This window comes from Nocardia wallacei, assembly GCF_014466955.1.
Classification (GTDB): domain Bacteria; phylum Actinomycetota; class Actinomycetes; order Mycobacteriales; family Mycobacteriaceae; genus Nocardia; species Nocardia wallacei.
Genome location: NZ_AP023396.1, coordinates 3690422 through 3704101 on the forward strand (window position 1 = coordinate 3690422; position 13680 = coordinate 3704101).

Here is a 13680-nt window from a genome sequence, read left to right on the forward strand (position 1 = left end):
TTGTCGCCGGTGCGGCCACGGCCGGGTGTTCGCGCCGGTCTGGTGACCACACGCGCGCATCCCCGGCCGGGCGCAGGCGCGCCGCCGCGTCGATCGCCGGGCCGGGCGTGGCGTCCGCGCCGCGGCGGATCCGCCGGTTCGCCCGGTCCGTGTCCGGATGGGTAGTTTGTCCAGCGGTGCCGAGGAACGGAGGTGGCTGGGCCGTGTGGAACCGACCGGCATGGTGGTGGCGTGCGCTGATCGTGCTCTCGGCCGGGGCGGGGCTGGTCACGGGGACGAGTTCGCTGGTGTACTTCACCATCGACAGCAACGTCCTCGCGCTGGGCTACTACCTCGGCGCCCTCTACTGGATGACCCGCCGCGCCACCACCGCCGCGCCCGCACCACGGCTGCGCGGCGCGGTCGTGCTCTACACCACCATCACCGGGCTGGTCGCGCACTTCGTCCTCCAGCACGGCGCCAGCCCACTCCCCGGCCTGCTGCACGGGCCCGACCGGCTCGGTCACTGGTCGGACTTCCTGCTGCACTACCTCACCCCCACCCTCGTGCTGCTGGACTGGCTGCTGCTCGCGCCGCGGGGCGCCGCCCGGTGGCGCGATGTGCCGCTGTGGCTGTGCTTCCCGATCGGATACACCGCGCTCGTGCTCGTGCGCGGGGCGCTGTTCCCGGCGTTCCCGCACCGCTACCCGTACCCGTTCCTCGACCCCACCACCCGCGGCTACGGCGCAGTGGTACGCGAAATCCTCACCCTCACCGTCGAATTCGTGCTGCTGGCGCTCGCCGTCGTGGCCGCCGACCGGCTCGGGAGCCGTCTGCGCCCGGATCCGGACGCGGGCCGCGACTCCCGCGGCGACACCACCGCGCCGGACTGCCGCACCCCCGCCTCGTAAGCGGGCGCCGTCCGCGAGAGCACTGCCGGGCCACCGAGTACCAGCGCGGCACGGAAACCGCTGGGCGGCACCACGGCAGCCATACCCGCACCCCGGCCGACCGGCCGGTGCGCCCGGCCCGGTAAACTACGGGAACGCATCCTGGCGAAAGGCACGTGATGACAGTCGGCATGGTTCTGTGCGACCACCGCCCGCGCTTCGACGCGGGCCACGCCACCCGGCGCTGACGCCGGTCGCCTTTCCCGCTCCTCGTCGAAGCGCTCACCGTCCCAGCCACGGTCGATCGCGAGGAGTCCCATCGTGTCCACCCGGACCGCACAGCACCACACCGGAACCGGTGCGCCCCAGCCCCTCCGGCTCGTCACCGCCGACGACCGGACCAGCGCCGACACCGCGCTGCGGCACGCCCGCACCGGCAGCACCCTGCTGTGGCGCGGCGACTACCACAACGCCCGCCAGCTCCTGGCGGCCATGCGCCGCCGGCTCGACCGCACCCGCCGCACCGGTCCGCCCGCCGATCCGGCGCACGCCTACCACCGCTACCGGCAGGCCCGCGCCTGCCGCGCGCGGCTGCTGTCGTGCCTGGTCGTCGAGCTCGGGGCCGAGTACACGCTGGATCTGCGCCGCGCCCCGGACGTGCGCGCCGCCTGCGCCGCGGCCTACGGTCCCGCGGACCGGTCACGACTGGTGCCGCTCACCGAACTGCTCGGCGTCCTCGGCGCCCACCAGTGGCGGCTCAACGGTGTCGAGGTGCCCGCGCTCGGCGCGCGCATCCACCCGCACTACGGTGTGTTCGCCCCCACCCGCAACGACTACACCGACCTCGTCGCCCGGGCGCCGCTACCCCCGGGCACCGAGTTCGCCCTGGATCTCGGCACCGGAACCGGGGTTCTCGCCGCGATCCTGGCCCGGCGCGGCGTGGCCCGCGTGCTCGCCACCGACCTGTCGCCCCGGGCGGTCGCCTGTGCCCGCGACAACATGCGGCGGCTCGGACTCGGCACGGTCGAGATCGGGCACGGCGACCTGTTTCCCGACCTGCGCGCCGACCTGATCGTCTGCAACCCGCCCTGGCTGCCCGGCACGCCGGTCTCCGCACTCGACCACGGCGTTCACGATCCCGGCAGCGCCATGCTGCACGGTTTCCTCCACGGCCTCACCGACCACCTCACAGCCCGCGGCGAAGGCTGGCTCGTCCTGTCCGACCTCGCCGTACATCTCGGCCTGCGCGCCCCCGGCGACCTCGCCGCCCGGATCGCCGCGGCGGGCCTGCACGTCATCGACCGCCTCGACACCTCGCCCCGCCACCGCCGCGCCGCCGACTCCACCGACCCGCTCCACGCCGCGCGCGCCGCCGAAACCGTCTCCCTGTGGCGTCTGGCTCCGCTACCTGGCTGATCGAGACTCGCTACCTGACCCGGTAGGTCAGCGGCCCTGCCACACCGGGTCTCGTTTCTGCGCGAACGCCTGCACGCCCTCGGCCGCGTCCTGCGACGACAGCGCTGGGCCCGCCAGCTCGCCCTGCCGGGTGAACGCCTCGGCGACCGACCAGTCCGGCGACTCGTCGACGATGCGTTTGCTCGCGGCCACGCTCAGCGGCGCGTTCACCGCGATCCGCTGCGCCAGCGCCAGCGCCCCCGCGAACGCTCCGCCCGGCTCGGTCAGCTGGTTGACCAGGCCCAGCTCGGCGGCGCGGGCCGCGGTGATCGGGTCCCCGGTCAGCGCCAGCTCCAGCGCGATCGCGCGCGGCAGCCGCTGCGCCAGCCGCAGCACCCCGCCGCCGACCGCGACCAGCCCGCGCTTGACCTCCGGGATCCCGAACGTCGAATCCGCCGCGGCCACCACCAGATCCGCCGACAGCGCCAGCTCACAGCCACCGGCCAGCGCCGGGCCCTCCACCGCGGCGATCAACGGTTTGCGGGGCGGTTTCGCGGTGATGCCCAGCGGGCCGCGGCCCTCGGTCATCGGCAGCTCACCGCGGGCGGCGGCCTTGAGATCCATGCCGGCACTGAAATATCCGCCCGCGCCGGTGAGGATCGCGACCCGCGCGGCCGGATCGGCGTCGAAGGCGTCCAGCGCCCGTTCGAGACCCACCGCCGCCGCGTGGTTGATCGCGTTGCGGACCTCGGGCCGGTTCACCGTGATGATCGTGACCGGCCCGCGCCGTTCCACCAGCACCGGCGGCGCCGGTGGGGCGGGTAGCGGCACCCGGTCGCGGCCCTCGACCCGGATCCGCCCGCCGCTGACCGTCACCGGCAGCCCGAGCAGATCACCGCCGAGCAGCTCCTCGCGCAGCCCGGAGTCCGCGCAGCGCATCAGGATGCGGGCGCCGTCGGCGGCGATCAGGCTCAGCACCGCCGGTTCGGGATCACCGGTGCGGGTGAACGGCACCGTGTACGCCTCGATCACCGCCGGGCCCTCGTGCCGGTCCCGGGCCGGGCGCGGCGGCGGGGAATCGATCAGCGGCCGCAGATGCCGGTATTCGGCGCGGGGCGGGCGCGCCGAGTACACGCCCAGCGCGTGCTTGGTGACATACCAGCCCAGCGACGTCGCCAGCCCGTAGCTGTCCGGTTCCGCGCGCAGCCGCGGCACCAGCGACGCCACCGCGTGCCCGCCGTAGTTGTTGCCCGGACCGCCGCCGAAGGTCAGCCCGCCGGTCACCGACGGCGTGCGCGCCGGGTCGTCGAGCGGCAACCCCAGCTCGCGCGCCGCGATCTGCACCGCCACCGGGAAACACGCGTACAGGTCGACATGTGCCAGGTCCGCCGCGCCGATCCCGGCATGGTCGAGCGCGGCCGCGCCCAGCGCCCGGATCGCCGGTGACGCCGCCAGCTCCGCGCGCTCGCTGGTGAACCACTCGTCGTGCCCGGACGCGCCGGCGTGCAGGAACACCCACTTGTCCTGCGCGATCCCCGCGGCCTGCGCGGCGGCGGCGCTGCACACGATGATGCCGCTGGCCATGTCCACGGTCAGATTGGCGCATTCCAGTTTGGTGTAGGGAGTCGACACCATCCGGTTGTCCGCCGAGACCGCCGCGATCTGCTCGGCGCTGAATTCCTGGCGCTGCCAAGCGAATTCGTTGCCCGCCGCGACCGCCGAGAGCCGCGACCACAACTGGGCGACCGCCTCGGCGTGCTCCTGCGGGCCACGGCCCAGGCGATGGCGGTTCGCCGACTCCAGCAGCGCGTACATGTTGATCGGCGCGATCAGCCCCGCCGCGGTCTCGGCGGCGTTGTTGGCGGCCTTGTCGATGCCCACCGTCCGCGTCGGCGCCACCCCCGCGTCCTGCTGCGGCCACCCCGGGTCCACTCCCGCCCGCTGCGCGGCGGCCTGCGTGGCGCCCGCCTCCGCGCCGGTGACCAGCACGATCTCGTAGTCGCCGGCGGCCACCGCCGCGGCGGCCTCGTTGATCGCCAGCTGCCCGCCGTCCCCGCCGAACGCACTGGTCTGCACCGTGTCCACACCGGCCGCGCCGACCCGCTCGGCGACCACCGCGCCCAGATCCCGGTACTGCCACGACGTGCACGCCACCGCGAACACCGCCTGCGCGCCGCGCAGCAACGCCTCCCCGGGGCCCGCGTCCTGTGCCGCGCGGCGCAGCGCCGCCACCGCCAGCCCCGCCGGATCACCGAAGGCCGGGTCCGGGGTGCGCTGCACCACCTGCCCGACACCGACCAGCACCGGTGTCTGCGGCGCCAGCTCCACCCCGGACGCGGTGTGCAGCACCGGGTGACGGGCCGGGCCGGTGCGCAGCGGGCCCGCCGCGGCCAGGGCGGCCGGCAGTCGCGCCAGCGACTCGCGCATCGCGTCGCCGAGACTGCGGGCGACCGACCCGCCCAGCGGGCCCTCGATCGGCGGCCCGGCCACCCCGGCATCGAAATGCACCGTCGACCGCGACCCCGTGCCCGATACGCTGATCCAATACCCGATGCGCACATGCTGGGGCGCCTCGCCCCGCAGCTCGAACCCCGAGGCGCTCACCGCGGCCACCGTCCACCCGATCTGCGCGGGCAACCCCATCACCAGCGCCTGCTGGGTGAAGCTCAGGCCCTCCCGCACCGGTCCCGGCGCGCCGTCGCGCCACCCGGTGTGCAGGGTGAACCAGTCACCGAGCCGGTTCAGATCCGACAGATACGCGACCACCGTGTCGCGTGGCGCCTCGATCTCCTGGAAGGCGTGCGCGGTCCGGGTGAACTCCGCCAGTCCCGGTGGCGCCAGGCGTTCCTCCCCGGCCACCGCCTCGGCCCGGGGCGCGTCGCCGCGGCCGCGTAATCCGGCGACCAGCTCCCGCGCCAGGCGCGGATCGCGGCGTATCGCGCCCAGCAGGGCACCGCCCGCCCGGAGCTGCGTGCGCACCGCACGAATCCGATCGCGTCCAGGCACAGGTGCCACCGTCCAACCTCCTCGTCGAGCCTGAGACCATTAATGACCATTTGTCTCGCCGAGTCAAAGCCCGGGCGGGGGCCCGGCGGCGGGCCGGTCTCAGAGGCGGATGCCCAGCAGCGCGTCCACCGCCGCGGCCACCAGTCCCGGCGCCGCGGCGTCCGGGCCGTCGTAGTCCAGGGCCTGCCGCGCCCAGCTGTCCACCGCCGCAAGCGCTTTCGGCGTGTCGAGATCGTCGGCCAGATGCTGCCGCAGCCGCGCCACGGTGTCCTGCGCGGCCGGGCCCGACGCCAGCGCCGCCGCGCGCTGCCAGCGATCCAGCCGTGCCAGCGCCTCGGCCAGCACCTGATCGTTCCACTCCCGGTCCTGCCGGTAGTGCCCGGCGAACAGGCCCAGCCGGATCGCCGCCGGATCCACCCCCGCGCGCCGCAGCCGCGACACGAACACCAGATTGCCGCGCGACTTCGACATCTTCTCCCCGTCCAGCGCGATCAGCCCCGCGTGCACGTAGTGGCGGGCGAAGCGCCGCCCCGCCACCAGCGCCTCGGCGTGCGCGGCCGAGTACTCGTGATGCGGATACATCAGATCGCTGCCGCCGCCCTGAATGTCGAACTCCGCGCCGATCCGGTTCAACGCGATCGCCGCGCACTCGATGTGCCAGCCCGGCCGCCCCGCGCCGAACGGCGCCGGCCACGACGGCTCACCCGGGCGCGCCACCCGCCACAACAGGGCATCGATCGGATCGCGCTTGCCCGGGCGCGCCGGATCACCGCCGCGCTCGGCGAACAATCGCTCCATCGTCGGGCGGTCGTAGCCCGACTCGTACCCGAACTGCTCGGTCGCGTCGTGCCGGAAATACACATCCGGATACTCGGCATCCTCGACCACATACGCCGCCCCCGACGCCAGCAGCTTGTCCACCAGCTCCACGACCTCGCCGATCGACTCCACCGCGCCGATGTAGTCGCGCGGCGGCACCACCCGCAACGCCGCCATGTCCTCGCGGAACAACGCGATCTCACGCCCGCCCAGCTCCCGCCAGTCCACCCCGTCACGCTCGGCGCGCTCGAACAGCGGATCGTCGACATCGGTGACGTTCTGCACGTAATGCACCCGATGCCCGCTATCGCGCAGCACCCGATGCACCAGATCGAACGTCAGATAGGTCGCGGCGTGACCGAGATGGGTCGCGTCGTAGGGCGTGATGCCGCAGACGTACATGGTGGCGGTCGCGCCCGGCGTCACCGGGCGCACCTGCCGATCGGCGGTGTCGAACAACCGCAACGGCGGTCCGGATCCGGGAACGGCGGGCACATCGACATCGGACCAGGACTGCATGATTCGAGAGTAAAGGTGCCCGCGGCGCGCCCCGGCGGCGACCCCGCGCCCCGGCGGCCCGCGACACCCCCGCACACCCGGCACGACCTGCGCCGACACAGCGGCTGCGGAAAGTCAACGGTTGCAATGAGGCAGCGTGGAACGCGCGCTCAGAACGCCGGCCACGGAATCGGGCGCGCGCTGACCGGCAACGGCATCACCGGATCGCTCAGCAACCGCCGCCCGCGCGCGGCCAGCGCGTCGATCTCCGCGTCGGTCAGATGCGCCGACAACTCATCGCCCAGCTCGCCCGGCAGCGCCTCGACCAGCGTGCCGATATCGTCGAGCAGCTCCGCGTCCACCGGCTCGCCCGCCCACCCCCACAGCACCGTGCGCAACTTCGGCTCCGCGTGCAGGCAGATCCCGTGATCGACCCCGTACACGCCGCCGTCGACCCCCTCGAGGGCATGGCCGCCCTTGCGGTCGGCGTTGTTGAGCAGCACATCCAGCACCGCCATCCGCCGCAGCCGCGGATCGTCGGCATGCACCAGCGACACCTCCTCGCCGGTGCCGTCCACCGCGCGCAACACCTCCCGGAACCCCGCCGGCACCGCGCCCGGCGGCACCAGATCCACCAGATCCGGCCGCCCCGACCCGCCGTGCTGGGTATCGACCGACTCCACCCAGCGCTGCACCATGCCCGGACCCAGCGGACCCTCCCGCAGGATCGTCTCCGGAATCACCCCCCAGCCCAGCGCCTGCGACACCCGATACGACGCCACCTCGCGCCCGGCCAGCGTGCCGTCGGGGAAATCCCACAGCGGCCGCTCCCCGCGCACCGGCTTGTACACCACGCGCAACGACGCATCGACTGCCGCGAGATGCTCCGAGGCCGTGCGCCCGTCGGTGCGCACCGAGCCGTCGGCGCCGATCTCGCACACCAGGGTGAGATTGCTGGCGGTGCTCACCCGCCCCAGTACCGACAGCTCGCCGGTGTGGAACGGATCGCCGGCGCCGCCGTCGGTACCCACCGCCTCATTCCTCCAGATCCGCCGCGCCGAAGATGTCGCCGCGCTTGTAACCGTTGGTGCGCACGCACATGTGCCCCTTGGTCGACAGCGGCTCCCCGCACAGCGGGCACGGCGGGCGGCCCGCGGCGATCACCTTCGTCGACCGCAACGCGAATTCCCGTGCCTGGGAAGGGGTGAGGAACACCCGGACCGCGTCCGGGCCCTCCTCGGTGTCGTCGAGCACCACCGACTCGTCCACCTCGGTCTCGGTGATCGCCAGCAATTCCACCACCACCGCGCCCGCGTCGGCGTCCCAGCCCAGACCCATCGTGCCGACCCGGAACTCGGCGTCCAGCGGCATCTGCAGCGGGTCGGTGTCGCTGACCTCGGCCGCCTGCGGCGGCACCTCGGCGCCGAACCGGCGCGCCACCTCGTCCAGCAACAGCCCCATCCGATCGGCGAGCACCTTGACCTGCTGCTTCTCCAGCAGCACGCTCACCACCCGAGGCTCCTCCACGGCTTGCAGATAGAAGGAGCGATCGCCTGGCTCACCGACTGTTCCGGCCACGAAACGATCGGGGGTGCGAAACACATGGATTGCTCGGGCCATCTGCACCTCCTGAAACCGACTGCACTACTCACTACGAGAATCGGGGGCTCCCGCATTCCCATTATCCGTACTCGCCGCGGTCGTGCCCGTCGCGTCGACGGGCCCGACCTCGCCGCCGGGCACCGGACCCGCCCGCTCACTCGCTCGTTGCTCCACCGTTGCCGCCAGCGCCGACAGGTCGGCGCCGGTGTCGTTGACCCGCCACACGTAGGGCGCGGCGGGCGAATAGCGCACCACGCTCAGCGACGCCGGTTCGACCACGATGCGCTGGAACCCGTCCAGATGGATCCCGAACGCGTCGGCCAGCACCGACTTGATCACGTCGCCGTGCGTGCACGCCACCCACAGCACGTCGCGCCCGTGTTGCTCGGCGAGGGCGCGGTCGTGCTCGCGAACGGCGGCCACGGCACGATACTGCACCTGCGCCAGCCCCTCCCCGGCGGGGAACACCGCGCCCGAGGCATGCCGCTGCACCACCTGCCACAGCGGCTCGGTCACCAGTTCGGCGATCCTGCGGCCGGTCCACTCGCCGTAATCGACCTCGAGCAGCCGCGGCTCGGGCACCGGTTCCACGCCCAGCTTGTCCGCCAGCGGCGCCACCGTCCGCTCACAGCGCAACAACGGCGAATGCACCACCCGCGCGATCGGCAACGCCGCCAGCCGCTGCGCCACCGCCTGGGCCTGCTCGCGGCCCCGGTCGGTGAGATCGACCCCCGCACTGCGACCGGCCAGGGTCGCGGCCGTATTCGACGTCGACACGCCGTGCCGCAGCAGGATCACCGTCATGCACGCCAGCCTAACGGTGCGCGCGGGCGGGCCGCGCCCGCTGAACGGGCGATCACGTCGCCGACACCACGCCCCCGGCCAGCAGGCCCAGCAGCACCAGCCCCAGCACGATCCGGTAGCCGACGAACCAGTTCAGCGAATGCCGGGCCACGAACTTCAGCAGCCACGCCACCGACGCGTACCCCAGCACGAACGACACCACCGTCGCCACCAGCAGCTGCGGCCCCGACGCGGTCAGACCCTCCCCGGCCGGTTCGAACGCGTCGGGCAGGCTGAACAGCCCCGACGCCACCACCGCCGGAATCGCCAGCAGGAACGAGAACCGCACCGCCGCCTCCCGGGTCAGGCCGATGAACAGGCCCGCCGACGACGTCGCCCCCGACCGCGACACCCCCGGGATCAGCGCCAGGCACTGCGCGAACCCCATCACCAGCCCGTCGCGGGTGATGAGCTGCTCGAGCGGGCGGCGCTGGCTGCTGTAGTACTCCGCGGCCGCGATCACCAGCGCGAACACGATCAGCATCGTCGAGATCAGCCACAGGTTGCGCGCGCCGGTGCGGATCGCGTCCTTGCACACGAAACCCAGCACCCCGATCGGGATCGTCGCGATGATCACATACCAGCCGATGCGGTAGTCCAGCTCGCGCTGCGCGTCCGCGTCGAGCACCGGCGCCGGCGGCGGGCCCCCCGCGTAGACCGGCAGCTGCGCGGTGACCTGCTCGGACAGCGGCACCCGCCGCGCGGCGCGCCCGCTCACCCGCAGAGAGATCGTGCCGAACCAGGCACACAGGATGCGCCAGATGTCCTTGGCGAAATACACCAGCACCGCGGCCTCGGTGCCCAGCTGGGTCACCGCGGTGAACGACGCGCCCGCGTCGTCGCCGAAGAACACCCCCGACACGATGCGCATATGCGCCGACGAGGAGATCGGCAGGAACTCCGTCAGCCCCTGCACCGCGCCCAGTATCAGCGCCTGCACCCACGTCATCGACGCGCCCACGCCACCTCCATCACGACCGGATCCGTTGCCGCCGGGCGTGATCGGTGCCCGGCGAAGTCCGGCAGCGACCCTACCCCGCGACCGCCCCGCTGTCCGAGCTGGTGTCGTGCGCGCTGCTCGCGGCGGGTGCACCCGGATCGGCGCGGCGGTTCGGGGTGCCGTACCCGGACTCGAAGCGGTTGGGGCCCTAGGCTCTTGCGTGTGACGGAAGCACGGGCACTGTGATGGAACAGCGGGCGGTGGGGCGCAGCGGCTTACGGGTCTCCCGGATGGGACTGGCCACGCACACCTGGGGCAAGGAAACCGACGCCGACGAGGCAGCGGTACAGCTGGTGGCGTTCGCCGAGGCCGGCGGCACCCTCGTCGACACCTCACCGGCCTACCACGGCGGCGGCGCGCAGCGCATCCTCGGCGGGCTCGTCGGCGAACTCGTGCCGCGCGACGACCTGGTGTTGAGCGGCTGCGCCGGACTGGCCGCGGTCACCGGCGCCACCGACCCCGCCGGCGCACCGGCCACCGAGCTGCGCTGGACCGTCGACGCGTCGCGGCGCACCCTGATGCGCCAGCTCGACCGCACCCTCACCGAACTCGGCACCGACTACCTCGACCTGTGGAGCGTCGCGGCCTGGGACCCGCGCACCCCGCTCGAGGAGATCGCCGCCACCGTCGAATACGCGGTGCGCTCCGGGCGGGTCCGCTACGCCGGAGTGCGCGGGCACAACGCCTGGCAACTGGCCACCCTCGCCGCGGCGGCGCCGATCACCGCCGCGCAACTGCCCTACTCGCTGCTCGCGCGCGGCCTCGAAGCCGACGTGGTGCCCGCCGCCACCCACCACGGCATCGGGCTGATCGCGTCCGCGCCGCTGGCCGGGGGCATCCTCACCGGCAAATATCGCGACGGCGTGCCCGCCGACTCGCGCGGCGCCGACGAGGACACCGCCGCGGAGATCCGCGACCGCCTCGACGACCACGCCGCCCGCGTCGTCGACGCCCTCGTCACCGCCGGCGACGGCCTGGGCACCTCGCCGCTGGCGGTGGCGCTGGCGTGGATCCGCGACCGGCCCGGCGTCGCCAGCATGGTCGTCGGTGCCCGCGACATCGCCCAGCTCACCGGCATCCTCGCCGCCGAGACCCTGGAACTGCCGCGCGCCATCGCCGCGGCCCTCGACGACGTCAGCAGCGGCTGAGCGGCGGCCCGATCACACCCGCCGCCGGGCACCTCTTAGGCTTGCCTGCATGAGCAGCACCGACCGACCGGCCCGCACGCGCGCGACGGCCGGTGCGCGGCGCCCCGGGCGGGCCCGGCGCGCTCCGATCACCCGGATCGTGCCGGCCGTGCTCGCCCTGGTCCTGATCGCCGTGCTCGCCGCCTGCGGGAGCCCCACCGCCGGCGCCGGGCACGGCCCCGCCACCGCCACCCTCGACCAGCTGGACCCGGTGCCGGTCGGGCCCGCGCCCGCCCCCGTCCTGCCCGCGACCGTGCGGTCCTTCGACGGCAGCGAGGTCACCGTCACCGACGCCGCCCGCATCGTCGCCGTCGACCGCTACGGCACCCTCGCCCAGACCGTGTGGGCGCTGGGGCTGGGCGCGAACCTGGTCGGGCGCTCCACCTCCGCGTCGTTCCCCGCCGTGCGGCAGGTGCCCAACGTCGCCGGCGGCAGCGGCAGCATCAACGTGGAAGCCGTTGCCGCACAACGGCCCACGGTGTTCCTCACCGACACCGTCAGCGCCACCCCCGCCCTGCGTGACCAGCTCAAAGCGCTCGGCATCACCGTGGTCTACTTCGACCCCGACCGCCGCCTCGACACTGTCGGGCCGCAGATCGAGGCGGTCGCCGCCGCCCTCGGCGTCCCCGACCGAGGCCGCGCGCTCGCCCAGCGCACCGCCGCCGAGATCGCCGCCGCCACCGCCGCGGTGCCCCGCCGGCAGCCACCGCTGAAAATGGCGTTCCTGTACCTGCGCAGCAGCGCGATCACCATGATGGCCGGACCCGGATCGGGCGCCGACACCCTGGTCACCGCCCTGGGCGGCACCGACGCCGGGAGCGCCGCGGGCCTGACCGAACCGTTCACCCCGATCACCAGCGAGGCCATGATCGCCGCCGCCCCGGACGTGTTCCTGGTCATGACCGACGGCCTGAAATCCGTCGGCGGCGTCGAGGGCCTCACCAAGATCCCCGGCGTCGCCCAGACCCCGGCCGGGCGCGACCGGCGCGTCGTCGACATGTCCGACGCCGCCCTGCTCAGCTTCGGCCCCAACACCGGCCACGTCCTCGCCGCCCTGCGCGACGCGATCTACTCCCCGCACACCGCATGAGCGACGCCGACCCACCGGCAGGCGAGGCAGCCGCACCGGACGCTCCCGCCGCCGGCCGCCCGGCAGCCACGCACGGGTCGTCACCGGAACGCATCCGCGTGGAACACGCTGTGCCGCAGCGCAATCCGAGCCGCCACGCCGCGGACGCGCCGGACGGGCACGGGGCACCGACGCGGCGCTGGTCGAAGATATCGATCGTGTTCACCGTGTCGGCGCTGCTGCTGATCCTGCTGGCCATGTACTCCGCCGCGGTCGGGCAGGTGCCGACCACACCCCTGGAAGTCACCGGCAGCGTCCTGCACAAGATCGGCCTGCCCTGGGGCCCGCTCCCGGCCCACCCCGCCGGTGAGGTCACGCTGTGGCAGGTGCGGTTCCCGCGCGTGGTGCTGGCCGTGCTCGTCGGGGCCGCGCTGGCCACCGCGGGCGCGCTGCTGCAGGGCGTGTTCGCCAACCCGCTCGCCGAACCCGGCGTCATCGGGGTATCAGCGGGAGCCGCGGTGGGAGCCGGGATCGTCATCGTCGTCGGTGAAGCGTTCGTGGCGGCGTGGTCGGTGGCCGCGGGCGCGTTCGTCGCCGGACTGGGCACCACCCTGCTGGTGTATCTGCTGTCGCGGTCGGGCGGGCGCATCGAGACCGTCACGCTCGTACTCACCGGCGTCGCGGTCAACGCCTTCGCCGGCGGGCTCATGGCGTTCCTGCTGTTCACCGCCTCCCCGCAGGCGCGCGACCAGATCGTGTTCTGGCAACTGGGCAGCCTCAACGGCGCCACCTGGCAGTCGGTGGCCGTGGTCGCGCCGCTCACCGTGCTCGGCATCGCCGCCGCCGTCGCGATGGCCCCGCGGCTGGACCTGCTCGCACTCGGCGAAGCCGCCGCCCGCCACCTCGGCGTGGACGTGGAACGCTTGCGCCGCAACGTCATTCTCGCCGTCGCGATCCTCGCCACCGCCGGCGTCGCGTTCACCGGCATCATCATGTTCGTCGGGCTGATCGTGCCGCACCTGGTGCGCATGCTGGTCGGCCCCGGCCACCGCGTCCTGATCCCGCTGTCGGCGCTGATCGGCGCACTCATCCTGCTCGCCGCCGACGTCGGCGCCCGCACCCTGGTCACCAACGCCGACCTCCCCCTGGGCATCCTCACCTCCCTCATCGGCGGCCCCTTCTTCTTCTGGCTGCTGCGCCGCACCCGCGCCCGCGCAGGAGGCTGGGCATGAGCGCGACGCCGAGCGTCGGCGAGCGGCCCGGCATGGGCGCGACGCCGCACACGCCGGACAGCGGGCAGAACCGGGCAGCCGAGCGTGGGCGGGTGGCTGTGCATGAGTCCGAGACCGCGCATGCGGTTGACCGCGGGCCGCGGGTAACCGGGCATGAGCG

The 13680-nt window shown here is 73.7% G+C and carries 11 protein-coding genes; 5 read left to right on the plus strand and 6 right to left on the minus strand.

What is annotated here, in order from left to right; genetic code table 11:
• Positions 1-203 precede the first annotated feature (203 nt).
• Positions 204-890 (plus strand): Pr6Pr family membrane protein, encoded by a 687-nt coding sequence (locus NWFMUON74_RS16350; protein ID WP_187688628.1) that lies wholly within the window; start codon positions 204-206, stop codon positions 888-890.
• A 300-nt stretch (positions 891-1190) separates the two neighbouring features.
• The gene (locus tag NWFMUON74_RS16355; RefSeq protein ID WP_232111061.1) at positions 1191-2285 is read left to right on the plus strand and encodes a methyltransferase; all 1095 of its coding nucleotides are present in this window, start codon (positions 1191-1193) and stop codon (positions 2283-2285) included.
• A 27-nt stretch (positions 2286-2312) separates the two neighbouring features.
• Here the strand turns inward: NWFMUON74_RS16355 and NWFMUON74_RS16360 are convergent, their stop codons facing one another.
• The 6 genes from NWFMUON74_RS16360 to NWFMUON74_RS16385 all read right to left on the minus strand — a co-directional run bounded on the left by NWFMUON74_RS16360 (position 2313) and on the right by NWFMUON74_RS16385 (position 9981).
• Positions 2313-5243 carry a crotonase/enoyl-CoA hydratase family protein gene (locus tag NWFMUON74_RS16360; RefSeq protein ID WP_232111062.1) on the minus strand — a complete coding sequence of 977 codons (2931 nt, stop codon included), beginning with the start codon at positions 5241-5243 and terminating at the stop codon, positions 2313-2315.
• A 126-nt stretch (positions 5244-5369) separates the two neighbouring features.
• Complete coding sequence (gene mshC, locus NWFMUON74_RS16365; protein WP_187688630.1) at positions 5370-6608, minus strand: cysteine--1-D-myo-inosityl 2-amino-2-deoxy-alpha-D-glucopyranoside ligase; 1239 nt, start codon at positions 6606-6608, stop codon at positions 5370-5372.
• A gap of 149 nt (positions 6609-6757) precedes the next feature.
• Positions 6758-7618: an SCO1664 family protein gene (locus tag NWFMUON74_RS16370; protein ID WP_187688631.1), complete on the minus strand. Its 861-nt coding sequence runs from the start codon at positions 7616-7618 to the stop codon at positions 6758-6760.
• Positions 7619-7622: 4 nt separating this feature from the next.
• Positions 7623-8207: a DUF3090 domain-containing protein gene (locus NWFMUON74_RS16375; RefSeq protein ID WP_187688632.1), complete on the minus strand. Its 585-nt coding sequence runs from the start codon at positions 8205-8207 to the stop codon at positions 7623-7625.
• Positions 8208-8231: 24 nt separating this feature from the next.
• Positions 8232-8993, minus strand: coding sequence for a histidine phosphatase family protein (locus NWFMUON74_RS16380; protein WP_187688633.1), 762 nt, complete (start codon positions 8991-8993; stop codon positions 8232-8234).
• Between the two features lie 52 nt (positions 8994-9045).
• Positions 9046-9981 (minus strand): undecaprenyl-diphosphate phosphatase, encoded by a 936-nt coding sequence (locus NWFMUON74_RS16385; protein WP_187689210.1) that lies wholly within the window; start codon positions 9979-9981, stop codon positions 9046-9048.
• A 236-nt stretch (positions 9982-10217) separates the two neighbouring features.
• On the opposite strand from NWFMUON74_RS16385, the gene NWFMUON74_RS16390 reads away from it, so the two are divergent.
• Genes NWFMUON74_RS16390 through NWFMUON74_RS16400 form a run of 3 tightly spaced genes read left to right on the plus strand, consistent with a single transcriptional unit; the run spans position 10218 to position 13520 of the window.
• On the plus strand, positions 10218-11180 hold the full coding sequence (locus NWFMUON74_RS16390) for an aldo/keto reductase (RefSeq protein WP_187688634.1): 963 nt from the start codon (positions 10218-10220) through the stop codon (positions 11178-11180).
• 49 nt (positions 11181-11229) lie between these two features.
• Positions 11230-12309, plus strand: a complete 1080-nt coding sequence (locus NWFMUON74_RS16395; RefSeq protein ID WP_187688635.1) for a heme/hemin ABC transporter substrate-binding protein — start codon at positions 11230-11232, stop codon at positions 12307-12309.
• On the plus strand, positions 12306-13520 hold the full coding sequence (locus tag NWFMUON74_RS16400; protein WP_197987025.1) for a FecCD family ABC transporter permease: 1215 nt from the start codon (positions 12306-12308) through the stop codon (positions 13518-13520). The genes NWFMUON74_RS16395 and NWFMUON74_RS16400 overlap by 4 nt, the downstream gene beginning before the upstream one ends.
• Positions 13521-13680: the final 160 nt, after the last annotated feature.